The 14,942-nt window shown below is 55.3% G+C and carries 15 protein-coding genes; 10 read left to right on the top strand and 5 right to left on the bottom strand.

The genetic code is table 11. The annotated features are described in order from the left end of the window. Nucleotide 1: 1 nt before the first annotated feature. From purS to OSB_RS08695, 6 genes are all read left to right on the top strand, one after another. Nucleotides 2-232, top strand: a complete 231-nt coding sequence (gene purS, locus OSB_RS08720) for a phosphoribosylformylglycinamidine synthase subunit PurS (RefSeq protein ID WP_049834624.1) — start codon at nucleotides 2-4, stop codon at nucleotides 230-232. After that, the gene (gene purQ / locus OSB_RS08715; protein WP_049834623.1) at nucleotides 229-897 is read left to right on the top strand and encodes a phosphoribosylformylglycinamidine synthase subunit PurQ; all 669 of its coding nucleotides are present in this window, start codon (nucleotides 229-231) and stop codon (nucleotides 895-897) included. The genes purS and purQ overlap by 4 nt, the downstream gene beginning before the upstream one ends. 61 nt (nucleotides 898-958) lie before the next feature. Continuing rightward, a complete protein-coding gene (locus OSB_RS08710) occupies nucleotides 959-2,695 on the top strand; it encodes a sensor histidine kinase (protein ID WP_049834622.1) in 1,737 nt (578 codons plus the stop codon). Between the two features lie 6 nt (nucleotides 2,696-2,701). Next, on the top strand, nucleotides 2,702-4,036 hold the full coding sequence (locus OSB_RS08705; RefSeq protein WP_049834621.1) for a sigma-54-dependent transcriptional regulator: 1,335 nt from the start codon (nucleotides 2,702-2,704) through the stop codon (nucleotides 4,034-4,036). Between the two features lie 23 nt (nucleotides 4,037-4,059). Continuing rightward, entirely contained in the window at nucleotides 4,060-4,968 is a 909-nt protein-coding gene (locus OSB_RS08700) for a hypothetical protein (RefSeq protein WP_049834620.1), read from the top strand. A gap of 447 nt (nucleotides 4,969-5,415) precedes the next feature. Continuing rightward, the gene (locus OSB_RS08695) at nucleotides 5,416-8,127 is read left to right on the top strand and encodes an Rne/Rng family ribonuclease (RefSeq protein ID WP_049834619.1); all 2,712 of its coding nucleotides are present in this window, start codon (nucleotides 5,416-5,418) and stop codon (nucleotides 8,125-8,127) included. Nucleotides 8,128-8,197: 70 nt separating this feature from the next. Here OSB_RS08695 and OSB_RS08690 read toward each other — a convergent pair whose 3' ends face one another. Next, nucleotides 8,198-8,425, bottom strand: a complete 228-nt coding sequence (locus OSB_RS08690) for a sulfurtransferase TusA family protein (RefSeq protein WP_049834618.1) — start codon at nucleotides 8,423-8,425, stop codon at nucleotides 8,198-8,200. A 92-nt stretch (nucleotides 8,426-8,517) separates the two neighbouring features. Here OSB_RS08690 and OSB_RS08685 point away from each other — a divergent pair, with 92 nt between their 5' ends. The 4 genes from OSB_RS08685 (at nucleotide 8,518) to OSB_RS08670 (ending at nucleotide 12,528) form a co-directional block, all read left to right on the top strand. Beyond that, a complete protein-coding gene (locus OSB_RS08685) occupies nucleotides 8,518-9,273 on the top strand; it encodes a cytochrome c biogenesis CcdA family protein (RefSeq protein WP_049834617.1) in 756 nt (251 codons plus the stop codon). 62 nt (nucleotides 9,274-9,335) lie between these two features. Further along, nucleotides 9,336-10,655 carry a hypothetical protein gene (locus OSB_RS08680; protein ID WP_049834616.1) on the top strand — a complete coding sequence of 440 codons (1,320 nt, stop codon included), beginning with the start codon at nucleotides 9,336-9,338 and terminating at the stop codon, nucleotides 10,653-10,655. After that, nucleotides 10,624-11,973 carry a cytochrome P450 gene (locus tag OSB_RS08675; protein WP_049834615.1) on the top strand — a complete coding sequence of 450 codons (1,350 nt, stop codon included), beginning with the start codon at nucleotides 10,624-10,626 and terminating at the stop codon, nucleotides 11,971-11,973. Before OSB_RS08680 ends, OSB_RS08675 begins: the two co-directional genes overlap by 32 nt. Nucleotides 11,974-12,255: 282 nt before the next feature. After that, nucleotides 12,256-12,528, top strand: a complete 273-nt coding sequence (locus OSB_RS08670; RefSeq protein ID WP_049834614.1) for a hypothetical protein — start codon at nucleotides 12,256-12,258, stop codon at nucleotides 12,526-12,528. Here the strand turns inward: OSB_RS08670 and OSB_RS08665 are convergent. The 4 genes from OSB_RS08665 to OSB_RS08650 form a co-directional block, all read right to left on the bottom strand. Continuing rightward, nucleotides 12,519-12,740 carry a ribbon-helix-helix domain-containing protein gene (locus OSB_RS08665; RefSeq protein ID WP_049834613.1) on the bottom strand — a complete coding sequence of 74 codons (222 nt, stop codon included), beginning with the start codon at nucleotides 12,738-12,740 and terminating at the stop codon, nucleotides 12,519-12,521. The two genes, OSB_RS08670 and OSB_RS08665, sit on opposite strands and share 10 nt — an antisense overlap. Then, nucleotides 12,737-12,916, bottom strand: coding sequence for a DUF4169 family protein (locus OSB_RS08660; RefSeq protein WP_049834612.1), 180 nt, complete (start codon nucleotides 12,914-12,916; stop codon nucleotides 12,737-12,739). The genes OSB_RS08665 and OSB_RS08660 overlap by 4 nt, the downstream gene beginning before the upstream one ends. 21 nt (nucleotides 12,917-12,937) lie before the next feature. Beyond that, the gene (gene fumC / locus OSB_RS08655) at nucleotides 12,938-14,329 is read right to left on the bottom strand and encodes a class II fumarate hydratase (protein ID WP_049834611.1); all 1,392 of its coding nucleotides are present in this window, start codon (nucleotides 14,327-14,329) and stop codon (nucleotides 12,938-12,940) included. Nucleotides 14,330-14,415: 86 nt separating this feature from the next. Then, nucleotides 14,416-14,928 carry an SspB family protein gene (locus OSB_RS08650; protein ID WP_049834610.1) on the bottom strand — a complete coding sequence of 171 codons (513 nt, stop codon included), beginning with the start codon at nucleotides 14,926-14,928 and terminating at the stop codon, nucleotides 14,416-14,418. Between the last annotated feature and the right edge of the window lie 14 nt (nucleotides 14,929-14,942).

Raw genomic sequence — 14,942 nt, 5'->3', positions numbered from 1 at the left:
CATGAAAGCCCGCGTACATGTAATGTTGAAAGACGGCGTTTTGGACCCACAAGGGGCCGCCGTAAAGCACGCGCTTGGCGCGCTTGGGTTTGATGGGGTGGACGGTGTTCGCCAAGGTAAAGTCATCGAGCTTGATCTCGCGGATGGCGCGACCGAAGTCCAAGTTGGTGAGATGTGTGAAAAGCTGCTCGCCAATACAGTGATCGAAAGCTACCGGATCGAAGTTCTATGAAGGCGGCAGTAATACAGTTCCCAGGGTCAAACTGCGACCGTGACATGGCAGTGGCGCTTGAGAAATCCGGCGCGGATGTCACGACGGTTTGGCACAAAGATGCAACGCTCCCTAAGGGTGTTGATCTGGTTGCGATCCCGGGCGGGTTCTCGTTTGGGGATTACCTGCGCTGCGGTGCGATTGCTGCGAATTCGCCAATTTGTAACGCGGTTGTCGATCACGCGAATGCGGGTGGATACGTCCTAGGCGTTTGTAATGGCTTTCAAATCTTGACTGAAACAGGCTTGTTGCCTGGTGCGTTGTTGCGCAATGCAGGGCTGAAATACATCTGCCGCACGGTTGGTTTGAAGGTTGAGACATCCAATTCCGCCTATACTGAAGGCTACAACGCTGGCGCTGAAATCGGCGTGCCGATTGCGCACCACGACGGCAACTACTTTGCTGACGACGAAACCATTGCGCAGCTTAAGGGCGATGATCGCGTGGCTTTTACCTACACGGACAACCCGAACGGAAGCCGCGGCGATATCGCTGGCATTCTGTCCGAAAACCGTCGTGTGCTGGGAATGATGCCGCACCCTGAGCGTGCCTTTGAAGAAGCGCATGGCAACACAGACGGTCAGCGTCTTTTTGCCGGTTTGATGGCGCAATTGGCTGACGCCTAAGCGCTGCAATGGACGCCGCGCGGGTAGGGCGGTAGTATCCTGAAATGACCTGGGGAATTCTGTGAAAAGGCGGCGCCTGTCGCCCGTTTGGTGGACGCGCATCCTCGTGAGCGCGCTTGTCCTTGTGGCATGCGTTGTTGTCTTCACGTCCAACCGCCTTTTGACCGAACGCTTTACGGACCGCACGCGCGGCGCTGCGGAAGTTCGGCTGGCGCTATATTCTGCTAACCTTCTCAGTGAGTTACAGCGAAATTCCATTGTTCCACAACTGTTAGCGCGTGACCCGTCACTGATCGGTGCATTGAATTCGGCTGACTACACTCAATCGACATCTCGCCTGTTGTCGTTCGTTGACGAAATTGGCGCGGCCTCTTTGCTATTGATGGATACGGACGGTCGTATAGTTGCGGCGACCAACCGTGAACGTCTGGGTGAAAACCAATGGTCTCAACGGTCTTTTCTCGACGCGCTGCGTACGAACGTGACGACATTCACCGTGGGTGAGCGCGAAGAAGGGGGATACTCGTTCACCTATTCACGCCGCATAGATGACGGCGGTCAGGTAATTGGAGTTGTTTCGGTTGAAGTGGATTTGGCCAAATGGGAACGCTCATGGGCCGGTATTTCTGACGCTGTTATGGTGCTTGATAGCGAAGGTATCGCGATTTTGGCGACAGAACCGCGCTGGCGTGGTCGCCTTGAAGAAGAGGGAATTGCGCTGCAGGAACCGCAAACCGCGATTGAACGAGCATTGCGCGGGACCCCTGATTGGTCTGCTTTGCCAATTGATGCCTACTTGCGCGGGGATGGTGTTATGCGCCAAGAGGCACGCGTATCGTTCCAAGGTTGGCGCGTGGTAAGTTTCACGACTTTCCAATCTGTTCGCGAACGGGTTAACGCGATTTTGGCGCTCGAAATTATGGGCTTTGCGATTACATTGGCGGGACTATTTTGGTTCCTGTCACGTAAATCAAACCTCGCGGCGCGGATGTTCCAGATGGAATCGGCGGAGCTTCGCCAGTTGAATAGTCGCCTACAGCGGGAAATTGCCGAACGGAAAAAGGTCGAAAAGGACCTTGAAGTGGCCGAGCAAACCGTTGCGCAAACCTCCAAGCTCGCCGCCCTTGGTGAGATGTCGGCGGCCGTTTCACACGAGCTGAACCAGCCCCTCGCGGCGATGAAAACTTACCTTGCGGGTGTACGCCTGTTGATCAGCCGTGAACGCCCAGATGAGGCCGTTGTCGCGGTGCAGCGGATCGATAGCCTGATTGAGCGGATGGGCGCGATTACCAAGCAGCTAAAGTCCTATGCGCGCAAAGGCAAAGACAGCCTAGAACCCGTTGATATGAAGGACGCGGTACTGTCTTCCCTGTCCATGATGGAGCCGCAATTGCGCCAACGTCAGGTCGCGATTACGCGTACCTTGCCAGACCAACCGGTGATGATTTTCGGCGATCGGATGCGGCTGGAACAAGTCATCATTAACTTGCTTCGAAACGCTTTGGACGCCACCAAAATGGCGGGTGAACCCGTTATCGAAATCCTGCTGGTCCAAGGGGATGTTGCGCGGCTTTCGGTGCATGACAATGGCGGTGGGATTGAAGACCTCGATGAATTGTTTGAGCCGTTTTACACGACCAAAGCCCCCGGGGATGGTACCGGCTTGGGCCTTGCTATCTCATCAGGCATCGTAAACGACTTCGGTGGACGGCTAACCGCGCGCAATTCTGCGAAGGGTGGGGCTGTATTTGAAGTAGAACTGCCCATATTGGGTTCAGAAATAGAAGCAGCGGAGTAAACGCGCATGGCTCAGGCAATGAAGATCGCGATTGTGGACGACGAACAGGACATGCGGCAGTCCATTTCCCAGTGGCTGGCCCTTTCGGGTTACGACACTGAGACTTTCGCCAGTGCTGAAGATGCTTTGAAAGGCGTCGGCCAAGACTATCCGGGCATTGTTGTCAGCGACATCAAGATGCCGGGCATGGATGGCATGCAGTTCCTGAAAAAGCTGAAAGGCGTTGATAGCTCGCTTCCCGTTATCATGATCACGGGCCACGGCGATGTGCCGATGGCAGTTGAGGCGATGCGCATTGGGGCGTTTGATTTCCTTGAAAAACCGTTCAATCCAGACCGCATGACGGAACTTGCGAAAAAAGCGACTGTTGCGCGACGTTTGACGTTGGATAACCGTGCATTGCGCCGTGAGCTGTCTGACGGTGGGGCGTTGATGAAAAAACTTATCGGCGCTTCACCAGTGATGGAGCGTCTGAAAGAAGACATTCTTGATCTGGGGCAGGCCGATGGTCATGCGTTGATTGAAGGCGAAACCGGCACGGGTAAGACGCTCGTGGCCCATGCGCTGCATGCTGTTGGCGCCCGTGCGAACAAGAAGTTCGTTTTGATTTCTTGTGCCGCTTATGAAGAAGAGGCGCTTGCTAAGCGGCTGTTTGGCCCAGCAGGGCAGGACGATCCGATCCCAGCTATGGAAGAGGCCCGTGGTGGCACCTTGGTGCTGGAAGACGTCGAAGCGCTGTCTGAGACAAATCAAGCGCGTTTGCTGACGGCGATCAATGAGCAGGGCACGCCAGCAGAAACCCGCATCGTCGCGATCTGTAACCTGCAAGATGAAGGCAAGACCTGCGAAAGCGTGTTACGCAATGATCTGTTCTACCGTTTGGCCGCCTTGCGGATCACAGTTCCGCCGCTGCGTGCGCGTGGCGAAGACATCCTGACGTTGTTCACCCGTTTGGGTGAAGGGTTTGCCGAAGAATACGGGTGTGATGCGCCTGAAGTTTCCGCCCAAGAAGCAGCGCAATTGTTGCAAGCCCCTTGGCCGGGCAACGTGCGTCAGCTCTATAATGTGGCTGAACGTGCCGTTCTGCAAAACCGCCGTGGGTCAGGCACCATCGCGAGCCTCTTGATGACGGAAGACGACGAAAGCCAGCCCGCTATAACGACTGAGGGCAAGCCGCTTAAGGAGTTCGTCGAAGCGTTTGAGCGGATGTTGATCGACAACACCATGCGCCGCCACAAAGGGTCCATCGTGAATGTGATGGATGAGTTGTGCCTGCCGCGCCGGACGCTGAACGAGAAAATGGCGAAGTACGGTCTGCAACGGTCGGACTATCTTGGGTAGGGGCTCTCTGTTAACAACCTGATATGACGCGTTCATTTTATACTATCTGGATCACAGTAGCTGTGCTTATCGGAGCCGTGACCTTCTTGGGAATCGGTTTTTTGAGTGCGATGGCATTGAACCCCAATGGCAATACGAGCCCAGCCCCATTGGGTTTGATGTTCGGTATGTCGGGCGGGTTAGTGTTTTATTGGAGTGTGCTCTGTTGGGCGCTTGGGCTTTTACGGCGCAAACCGCTTGTGTCGCTCGGGCTTGTGGCAGGTGCGCTTTTGCTGGCGTTTCTTTATCCGGCTTACGATGCGAGGTCCTACGCAAACCAACGTGCGGCAATAGCGACCCACGCGATTCAGGGCGAGATGCCAAACTTTCATGGCAAGACGGCGGTTTTGTTGTGGGGACGGGATAATACCTGCGCGTATAACTGTTGGAACATTTCAAAACACATGGCTGCCCGCGTTCTTGTGCTGAGACAGGATGATCTTGAAGCTGTCGATTTCAACGGAAACGTAAACCTCCTTGAACTGCCTCTGTATGAATACGGGTTCAGCGACGATATAGATGACTTCAACTTGGCGGATCCTCAGCCCGAAGCCGTTGATTTTGTTTTGGTAAATATTACCGCTTCACCCCGGTTTGATGACGCATTCGAAGCGTTCCGACCACGTGGAATCGCACGCGACGGGTTGCATATTGATGCGTTGATTTTGCCCACGCGTGAACGTCAGTTTGTGAACCTGAAGGACGATATGCCACTGCTCCGCTTGATGAGTGTGAGCAGGAATCTCGCCTCAAACCCGTGGTTGCCGATGGCGGGTCGCCGTTTGTACTGGAACAGCGCGGACCGCCGGGCAAACAACGAAATCGCGCAGCCTTATTTTTGCACAAGCAACCTCGGCAGCAACGGACATTGGTGCCGGAACGCGTTTGATTGACCTAAACGCCCCATCTGAGCAAGTTGGCACACTTAAACATTGTAAAATGCCCCCAGACTCCCCTATGTATAAACCACGGGTGGTTGCCATAACGCTTTGCGCAAAATCCCGGTGAGTTTTTCTGTGTTTTGGTTGAGTGGCCCGATCAGGCGATCCCGTCATACCCAATAGACAGACCGAAGAATGTGGTTTCTTTTATCAGAGGCCAGATGAATAGCCCTCGGCGGTGATGGAAAACCTAACGCTTGGGGCCTTGAACGGGCCACTTTCGCATTTGCATTGGTGGTCGGAGACCAACGCGATGAACCGCGCGACATTATATTGCGAGAGAGCAGGGGGCCAATTGGCCGCCGCATCCGCTGACGCGCGCATCGCCACAATCAATCACGCATCAGACACCGCAGCACCCTCAGGGGGGCCGCCAAATGGCGCGTGGAATAGGATACAATGGCTAAGAAAATGCTTATCGATGCCACCCACGCGGAAGAAACCCGCGTTGTTGTGGTTGACGGAAACAAAGTCGAGGAATTCGACTTTGAAACCCAATCCCGTCGCCAGCTGGCCGGCAACATCTATCTCGCAAAAGTAACACGGGTCGAACCATCGCTTCAGGCGGCGTTTGTGGACTATGGCGGCAACCGCCACGGTTTCCTCGCGTTCAACGAGATCCACCCTGACTACTACCAAATTCCGGTTGCTGACCGTGAAGCGCTGATGGCTGAAGAAAAAGCCTACGCCGAAGCGATGAAGGCCGAGGCTGAAGCCGAAGCTGAAAAGCCCAAGCGTTCACGTCGTCGCCGTAAGCCAAAAGCGGCTGAGGTCGACACAAAGGACGCAGTCGCAACGGCTGAGCCTGCAGAAACACCTGAGGAAGATACCTCCGGTGATATCGCGGGCATGGAAACGATTGATCTGGGTGAAGACGCCGCCATCGTAGAAGGCGAAGCCACGTCGCACATGGAAACTGTTGCGGAAACACCTGTTGAAGAGCCAGCAGATGACGGGGACGACAACAGTGATGACGAAGCTGCGGCTGGAAGCGCAGATGCGACCGCTAAAGATGAATCCATCGAAAGTGTTGCCGATGAGGACGACCAAGAAGATGTACGTCCTGTGCGCAAACCGCGCCCGAAGCGTTATAAAATTCAAGAAGTTATCAAAGTTCGCCAAATCCTTCTGATCCAAGTGGTCAAAGAAGAACGCGGCAACAAGGGCGCTGCCCTGACGACTTACCTTTCCCTTGCTGGCCGTTACTGCGTGCTGATGCCAAACACCGCGCGTGGTGGTGGTATTTCCCGCAAGATCACGAATGCCGCAGACCGCAAGAAGCTGAAATCCATCGCCAATGAAATGCTTGTACCTGAGGGTGCTGGCCTGATCATTCGAACAGCCGGATCGCAGCGCACCAAGACCGAGATCAAGCGCGACTACGAATACCTGCAGCGCCTGTGGGAACAGATCCGCGAGCTTACGCTGAAATCCACAGCGCCCGCTCAAATCTATGAAGAAGGCAATCTGATCAAACGTTCGATCCGTGATCTTTATAGCAAAGAGATCGACGAAGTGATCGTTGAAGGCGAGACCGGTTACCGCACCGCCAAAGACTTCATGAAGATGATCATGCCGTCCCACGCCAAGAACGTGACCAACTATAAAGATCAGATGCCGCTTTATGCGCGCCATCAGGTCGAAGGCTATTTGAACGGCATGTTCAACCCGACCGTGCAGCTGCCGTCCGGTGGCTACATCGTGATCGACACGACTGAAGCGCTTGTCGCGGTGGACGTGAACTCTGGTCGTGCGACCAAGGAAGGCTCGATCGAGCAAACGGCGACAAAGACGAACCTTGAGGCCGCTGCAGAAGTGGCACGCCAATTGCGTCTGCGTGACCTTGCTGGGCTGATCGTCATCGACTTCATCGACATGGACGAGCGTAAGAACAACGCTGCCGTTGAAAAGATGATGAAAGATAAGCTGAAAACGGATCGGGCACGCATTCAGGTGGGCCGGATTTCTGGTTTTGGCCTTATGGAAATGTCGCGTCAGCGTCTGCGTCCGGGCATGTTGGAGTCAACGACACAGCCGTGCCCACATTGCCACGGCACTGGGCTTCTACGCTCTGATGATAATGTCGCCCTCGGCATTCTTCGCCAACTCGAAGAAGAAGGCGTGCGCGGTCGTTCCAAAGAAGTTCTGATCAAAGCACCGGTGATGATCGCCAACTTCCTAATGAACCAAAAGCGCGAACATATCGCACAGATTGAGGCCCGCTATGGTCTGTCCGTGCGTATTGAATGCGATCCGCATCTGGTCTCGCCTGACTACACGCTTGAGAAGTTCAAGACTGCGACCCGCGTGGTTGCCGAAGTAGAGCTTGCATCGGTTATTTCGTCCGAAACAGCCGTTATGGCTGAGGTTGAGGACGTGGATGTGACCGCTGAGGCCCAACCTGAGCAACAAGACGGCGAAGCACCAACCAAGAAGCGCCGTCGTCGTCGTCGTCGTCGTCGCGGCGGTGGGGGCGGTGGCGAGAACGCTGAAGCCAACAACGCTGAGAACGGTGGCGAAAACGCTGGTGAAGTTGCAGCCGCGCCTGTTGAAGGTGAAGCGCCTGCGGTTGAAGCACCTGCTGTCGCCGCTGAGGCCGTGGCAGAAGAGGCACCAAAGCCGAAACGCACTCGCACCCGTCGCAAGAAAAGCGATGCGGCACCAGCCGAGGTTGCTGAAACAGTTGAGACCGCTGAAGCTGCACCAGAAGAACCTGCAGCTGAAGAAGCCCCAGCGAAGCCAAAGCGCACGCGCACCCGTCGTAAGAAAAGCGACGATGCGCCAGCGGAAGAGGTGAAGGCCGAAGAGGTAAAGGCAGAAGAGCCAGCACCTGCAGCGGAAGAAGAGCCTGCGCCAAAGCCAAAGAAGAAGGCCACACGCGCACGTAAGAAGCCTGCGGCAAAAAAGGCTGAGACTGCTGAAGCAGAGGCTCCAGCTGCTGAAACGTCAGCGGAGGCGCCTGAACCTGTCGCAGAAGCAAAGCCGAAACGCGTTCGCAAGACCACATCAAAGCCGAAGCCCGTAGAGGCGGAAGCAGAAGTCGTAGAACCAGCTGCCGAGGCCAAAGAAGCGCCTAAGAAGCGTGGCTGGTGGTCGCTAGGTGGTCGCTAAGGCGACACATGACCTTCACTCCGTAAGGGATTGATAATAAATGCCGCTCCACTAACGTGGGGCGGCATTTTTATTTGGTTACACGCTCAATGACGTAGATCTGATGTGCCCCATCGTCGGTCTGCGACACCAGTCTATGGCCTGCTTCAACGCAGAAATGAGGAATGTCTATCACGGCAATTGGATCATCCGCCCATAGGGTCACAACTGTCCCAACAGGCACACCGCGCATCACCTTACCGAGCTTTAAGACCGGCAAAGGGCACATCAATCCACGGGCATCAACGATATCTTTCATGGCCTAGGGGTGCCGTGCGTTGTCACAAAAGTCCACAAGGAAGTGACCAACTGTCGCGTGACGCCGCGCATACGGAACGCTAAGAGGGTTCTATGTTTGAAACCGAAACCTTCCTTGCCGCCTCACTGATTCCCGCACTCCTCGTTGCGTTTTCCGCGGGCATCCTGTCGTTCCTCAGCCCTTGTGTGCTGCCGATTGTGCCGCCGTACCTTGCTTATATGGGCGGTGTGAGTGTGTCCGAGATGGAAGACAACAAAGACGCGCGCAATCGTGCCGTCGTTTCAGCGTTGTTTTTTGTGCTGGGCCTTTCGACAGTTTTCCTGATCCTTGGGGCAGGGGCATCGGCGTTAGGGCGTACGTTCCTTGGGGTCAAAACCTATTTTGAGATAGGTGCAGGGATTGTTGTCATCATCTTTGGGTTCCATTTCCTTGGGCTTTATCGGCTAAAATTCCTTGATCGCGAGATGCGTGTGGATGCGGGGGATCAAGGCGGGTCGGCGTTTGGTGCGTATTTCCTAGGCCTCGCATTCGCATTCGGTTGGACGCCCTGCCTAGGCCCGATCCTAAGCGCCATTCTGGGTCTCGCTACGGGGCAGGCGGATGTTGGTAAGGGTATGGTATTGCTGGGAACTTACGCGCTTGGCCTTGGTGTTCCTTTCTTGCTTGTTGCCGCGTTCTTCCCGCAGATGAAACGTCCGATGGCTTGGATGAAGCGCAACATGGGTGTGATCGAGAAAACGTCTGGCGTTCTGCTGATCATCGTTGGTTTGGCGATGGCGACGGGTTTCCTCGCGGTGTTTGCTTACTGGATGCTTGAAGCGATGCCGTTCTTGGCCGTTTTTGGTTAACCCGTAACTTATTTTCGCCGAAGTTTGTGTCTATAGTGCCTTCAAATTAAGGGCGAAGCACAATGGATCAGGTTGAGAATAGACAGGTGAAACGCCGTAAGGTGTTCTACATTCCGGGCTATGATCCTATTCACCCACGCCGCTACCGCGAGCTTTATCGCACTGAATCCGCAACACAATCCGAGATATCTGGCTATGAAGTCGGCATCGCTGCGAAAGACGGTGAGCATTACGGCTGGCGTGTAGAATCCCGTATGGACGGCCAATCTGTTGATGCTGAAGTTGAAGTGCTCGTCTGGTCAGACATCGTGCGCAATTCAATGGCGTCGAGCATTCCCGCGACCTACCTGCAATTACTGCGTACCGCGTTCATCTACATCACGTCAGGTGCCTTGCGCCGCTTGATGTGGCTGCGCAAGGGGCCGGTGATTGCCGCGCTATACCCCGTTGGCATGTTGCTGCTGCAGTTGTTGGGGGCCGTGCTCGCAGGGCTTTTGGCGGCAAAGGTCCTGAGCTGGGCGTTGGGCGGGATTGGCCGTGCGATTGTCGGGTTGTTCACGGGCGGCGAGCCGTCGACGTTGGATTTCTCGATCTTTCATACCGGATTATTCGTCGTCCAATTGGTGCTAATTGCATGGGTCGCTTGGCAGGTATTATGCTGGTTCAAGAAGAATGACGGTAAATTCTTCGCTTACTATCTGATGCATGATTTTGCCTATTCCGCCAAAACCAAAGGCACGACCGCGCCCGAGCTTGAAGACCGCATGGCGGATTTTCGCGGCGTGATTGGTGAGGCGTTAGAAGCGGACTTCGATGAAGTCTTGATCGTCGGCCATTCATCTGGCGCGCATCTGGCGGTGTCCATTCTTTCGGATTTGATCCGTGAGGGCGGCGTTCCTGCGGGTGGCCCTGCGCTTGGGTTCCTAAGCCTTGGACAAGTCGTCCCGATGGTGAGCTTCCTTCCAAAGGCTGACCGTTTGCGTACCGACCTTAACTTCTTGTCCACACGGGATGAGCTGACTTGGGTTGATGTCACAGCCCCCGGTGATGGCTGTACATTTGCACTGTGCGATCCGGTCGCTGTGTCTGGTGTCGCGCCAGAAGGCCAAAAGTGGCCGTTGGTGATTTCTGCGGCCTTCACCCAAACCCTGTCGCCTGAGCGCTGGAAGGAACTGCGTTGGAAGTTCTTCCGCCTGCATTTCCAGTACCTTTGCGCGTTTGACCGGGTGGGGGACTATGACTATTTCCGCATCACGGCGGGGCCACAGACCCTTGCTGACCGTTTTGAAGGCCGCGAGCCGTCTAAATCACGCATTGACGTGGCCGCCTCCAAGTTTACCAGTATGAACCATGATCCCGCCCAAACCCCCATCACGTCCTGAGAAGGTCACGCTTTGGCGATACCTTAAGCTGTTTCGCCAAGACATCCTGTCGGCGCAACCGGCAAAGCTGTACCGCGCGTGGATGGCGGAGTTTAAGACGCCGTTCTTTCGCAGTTATTTGGCGAATGATCCCGAATTGGTGAAACGGGTGCTAAAAGACCGTCCCGATGATTTCCCAAAGTCTGATCGCATTGGTGCAGGTTTGCGCCCGTTGCTTGGGAACTCGGTGTTCTTGACCAATGGCGAGACGTGGAAACGACAGCGCCGCATCATTGACCCTGCATTTGAAGGCGGACGTCTGCGCGACACTTATGGCGCGATGTATGCAGCGGGGGAGGCCGCCGTGGAACGGATGGCGGCCAACCTAGGTGTGCAGGATATTGAGCCTGAAACGTCTCATGCTGCCGCTGACGTGATCTTTCGCACCCTGTTTTCCATTCCGATTGAGGATGAAACAGCCACGGCTGTGTTTGAGAAATTCCGCGACCACCAACGTACGCAGCCGATCCTGAACCTCGCCGCGTTTATTCCCGGTCCGCGCTGGATGCCGCGGTTCTTTCGCCGTGCGACCAAAGACACTGCCGCTGATATTCGCCGACTGATCACAGGTCTGACCGAACAACGCATGGCCGAAATTACCGCCGGAACTGCACCGGATGATCTTGCCACTAAGATCATGACCACAGCCGACCCTGAAACCGGTGAGAAATTCAGCACTGATGAAATGGTGGACCAAGTTGCGATCTTCTTCCTTGCAGGCCATGAAACCAGCGCGTCTGCCTTGGCGTGGACGTTCTATTTGTTGGCGATGTATCCGGACTGGCAGGATAAGTTGGCGGATGAGGCTAAAGCCGTTAGCGCGGAATTCGCCAGCGTTTCCAAGTTGCGCCTTGCTCGCGATGTCTTCCGCGAGGCTTTGCGCCTTTATCCGCCTGTCCCAATGATGGTGCGTGAAACCAAATGCCCTGAACAGATGCGTGACCGTCAGGCCCCAAAGGGCGCGCAGGTCGTGCTTAGCCCGTGGCACCTGCACCGACATGAACGTCTTTGGGATAACCCTGATGGGTTTGATCCGACCCGTTGGACCACTGAGAACGGCAAGGAATGCCAGCGAAACGCCTACATCCCGTTCTCTGCAGGCCCGAGGGTTTGTACGGGCGCTGGTTTCGCGATGGTTGAGGGGCCATTGCTGCTGGCCATGTTGCTGCGGCGGTTCAAGTTTGAACTGACAGAGAAAGAACCTGTCCCCGTCGCCCACCTAACAGTGCGCGCAAAGGATGGGATTTGGCTTAAGATTTCGGAACGTTCTGCGCCTTAACCGCTGTCAGAGAATCACTAAAACTGGCGCGCATCGTTTTCTTGCGCGCATTAATTGCATTCTCTCCGATTTGATTGTCGCGTATTCATAAACACTGTTTCCGATCGGGAAAACAAAATTGGGCAAAAATGGGGCAACAGCCCTTTCGATAAGTTGTTATTTTTCAGTATGTTGTGGGTAACCGTATTGGTTGCGCCGCCAATTGTGACGCATCTGCCCTATTCTCCGACGCCTTCGTTTAAACTAAATTAACGATGTGGGGGCTTCAAAGGGGTCGGTCTTATGACTGTAGCGAAGCCAATTTCTATTGTTCTGACAGCACCAAATAGTGTGATGTCTTTTCTGCGTTCCCGTTTCGGCGCGCCGATTGAAGATTTGTATGTTCCAAAGCCAAAAGCACAGCTACCTCAGCGTGAGATGGATCCGCTGATGGTGGATCGTTCTCGCTATGCACGCTTGCTTGATCATGAGCTGGACCGTCAATTGCTGACGGAAGTTGAGCGCGAAGATTCCGATATGCTCGACCGCGTTCGTGCGGCGCTCTATCAGGCCTGATTGTCACGCAGGGTGTTGAGAACAAACACCCGGATCGCAGACGCGAGGCCCACATCACCGCGGGCCTCGTCTATTTTGATCGCCATTCCGTTTAACGTTTGATCGCGTTCAGCGGCAATCTGGCGAAACGCATCCCAAAATTCCGGTTCCAGTGACACGCTCGTGCGGTGGCCACGCAGCGTGAGGCTGTGTTTGACGGGGCGGGTGCTCATTCGTCCTCGAACTTGAGCTGATCGAGGCGGCCCTTGGCCTGTGCTTCGCGGGCAGCTTCTGCCATCCGCTCAGCTTTGGTGCGCCCGAACTTGCGGGCGTTCAGATCGGCCTCGGCCTTTTTCTCTGTACGCTCGCGGTCCTTCCGGACTTTGTTCAGGTTTACGACTTCAGACAATACAGCGCTCCTTCGGTGCGATCATTTGGGGCCGATCATATCCTCAGGGCGCACAACGCGATCAAAGGTTTCTTCGTCAACGAACCCAAGCGCCACAGCTTCGACCCGCAATGTGGTGCCGTTTTTATGTGCAGTTTTCGCGACTTTCGTAGCGTTGTCGTAGCCGATTTCGGGGGCCAATGCTGTCACCAGCATCAGGGATTCCTTCATCAGCTTGTCGATGCGGGCCTCGTTGGCCTCAGTGCCAGCCAGCATACGATCCGTAAAGCTGTCCGTCACGTCGCCCAAAAGCTGCATAGATTGCAACAGGTTATAGGACATCATCGGGTTGTAGACGTTCAATTCGAAGTGACCTTGTGAGCCCGCAAAACCAATCGCGGCGTCGTTGCCCATGATGTGGGCGCACACCTGCGTCATGGCTTCGGCTTGGGTTGGGTTCACTTTGCCCGGCATGATGGAAGAGCCAGGCTCGTTCTCTGGCAGGATCAATTCGCCGAGGCCAGAGCGCGGGCCAGAGCCCAAGAAGCGCATGTCGTTGGCGATTTTGTAGCACGCCATTGCAGTCGTTTTGATCGCGCCAGACATGAACACCATCGCGTCGTGTGCTGCGAGGGCTTCGAATTTGTTTGGGGCTGTGACGAACGGCAGGCCAGTTATGTCAGCCATGTGGCCCGCAACAGTCGTGTCCCAACCTTTGTCGGTGTTCAGGCCGGTGCCCACGGCTGTACCGCCTTGTGCAAGCTCATAGATGCCGGGCAGGGCCATCTTGATGCGCTCAATCCCGTTGCGGATCTGTTTGGCGTAGCCGGAAAATTCCTGACCCAGTGTCAGCGGTGTCGCGTCTTGGGTGTGCGTGCGGCCGATTTTGATGATGTCTTTGAAATCTGCGGCTTTCTTTTCCAGCTCGGCTGCGAATTTTTCGAGACCCGGCAGCATCACGTCGCGCGCCGTCATCGCGGATGCGATGTGCATGGCGGTGGGGAAGGTGTCGTTGGACGACTGGCCCATGTTGCAGTGGTCATTCGGGTGAACCGGCTCTTTGGAGCCGATCACGCCGCCGAGGATTTCAATCGCACGGTTTGAAATGACCTCATTGGAGTTCATGTTGGATTGCGTGCCAGACCCTGTCTGCCAAACCACCAGTGGGAAGTGGTCATCGAGTTTGCCGTCAATCACTTCGCCAGCTGCTTCGATCATCGCATCAGCCAGTTTGCCGTCCAGCTTGCCAGAGGCTTTGTTCGCCATAGCGCAGGCCTGTTTGATCACACCCAACGCGCGCACGATGGCGACGGGCTGTTTTTCCCAACCAATCGGGAAGTTCATCAGGGAACGCTGGGTCTGAGCACCCCAGTAGCGGTCTGATTGAACCTCAAGTGGGCCAAAGCTGTCGGTTTCGGTGCGTGTATCGGTCATGGTACGTCCTTGCAGAAATGTCTGTATACGGTTGTATGCCGTTTATCGCCACGCGCAGCGCGAGGCAACTGCGCAATCAGGGCAGGTTATTTTCGGAATTGATCCAAGCTGACGACTTCGGCGTCTTTCTTGGGGGCGTCTTCCTCGGGTTCGGCCATCACTTCCATCGGGGCTTCTGGCGCGTCCTCGTCGTCTTCATCGTCCTGCGTTTCAAAGCGCAGGCCAAACTCGACGCTTGGGTCGACGAAGGTTTTGATCGCATCGTAGGGCACATAAAGCGGCTCAGGCGTGTCGCCAAAGCTGAGCGTGATTGAGAACCCACGGTCCGTAACCGCGAGGCTTTCGTATTGGTGCTGGATCACGATGGTCATCTCACCGGGGTAACGGTCTGACAGCCAATCCGCGATTTCGACGTCGGGATGCATGGTGTCAAACGTCACAAAGAAGTGGTGATTGCCCGGCAAACCATTGGCAGAAATGTCTGTTAAGACTTCATAAATCAGCCCGCGCATCGCTTTGTGCATCAGGTTGCCGTAATCAATGGTTTGGTTTGTGATAGACACGAGGCAGCGCTCCGGTGTTGAAGACCCCTTTAGCATACGAGATTCTTGGC

Origin of the sequence: Octadecabacter temperatus (assembly GCF_001187845.1) — a bacterium.
Taxonomy (GTDB): Bacteria; Pseudomonadota; Alphaproteobacteria; order Rhodobacterales; family Rhodobacteraceae; genus Octadecabacter; species Octadecabacter temperatus.
This window is presented reverse-complemented; position numbering and strand designations above follow the sequence as displayed.

What these genes read in the sequence shown, in the direction of transcription:
- purS (WP_049834624.1), top strand. Translation starts at nt 2, where the DNA reads ATGAAAGCCCGCGTACATGTAATGTTGAAAGACGGCGTTTTGGACCCA.
- purQ (WP_049834623.1), top strand. Translation starts at nt 229, where the DNA reads ATGAAGGCGGCAGTAATACAGTTCCCAGGGTCAAACTGCGACCGTGAC.
- OSB_RS08705 (WP_049834621.1), top strand. Translation starts at nt 2,702, where the DNA reads ATGGCTCAGGCAATGAAGATCGCGATTGTGGACGACGAACAGGACATG.
- OSB_RS08700 (WP_049834620.1), top strand. Translation starts at nt 4,060, where the DNA reads ATGACGCGTTCATTTTATACTATCTGGATCACAGTAGCTGTGCTTATC.
- OSB_RS08695 (WP_049834619.1), top strand. Translation starts at nt 5,416, where the DNA reads ATGGCTAAGAAAATGCTTATCGATGCCACCCACGCGGAAGAAACCCGC.
- OSB_RS08690 (WP_049834618.1), bottom strand. Translation starts at nt 8,425, where the DNA reads ATGAAAGATATCGTTGATGCCCGTGGATTGATGTGCCCTTTGCCGGTC.
- OSB_RS08685 (WP_049834617.1), top strand. Translation starts at nt 8,518, where the DNA reads ATGTTTGAAACCGAAACCTTCCTTGCCGCCTCACTGATTCCCGCACTC.
- OSB_RS08680 (WP_049834616.1), top strand. Translation starts at nt 9,336, where the DNA reads ATGGATCAGGTTGAGAATAGACAGGTGAAACGCCGTAAGGTGTTCTAC.
- OSB_RS08675 (WP_049834615.1), top strand. Translation starts at nt 10,624, where the DNA reads ATGATCCCGCCCAAACCCCCATCACGTCCTGAGAAGGTCACGCTTTGG.
- OSB_RS08670 (WP_049834614.1), top strand. Translation starts at nt 12,256, where the DNA reads ATGACTGTAGCGAAGCCAATTTCTATTGTTCTGACAGCACCAAATAGT.
- OSB_RS08665 (WP_049834613.1), bottom strand. Translation starts at nt 12,740, where the DNA reads ATGAGCACCCGCCCCGTCAAACACAGCCTCACGCTGCGTGGCCACCGC.
- fumC (WP_049834611.1), bottom strand. Translation starts at nt 14,329, where the DNA reads ATGACCGATACACGCACCGAAACCGACAGCTTTGGCCCACTTGAGGTT.
- OSB_RS08650 (WP_049834610.1), bottom strand. Translation starts at nt 14,928, where the DNA reads ATGCTAAAGGGGTCTTCAACACCGGAGCGCTGCCTCGTGTCTATCACA.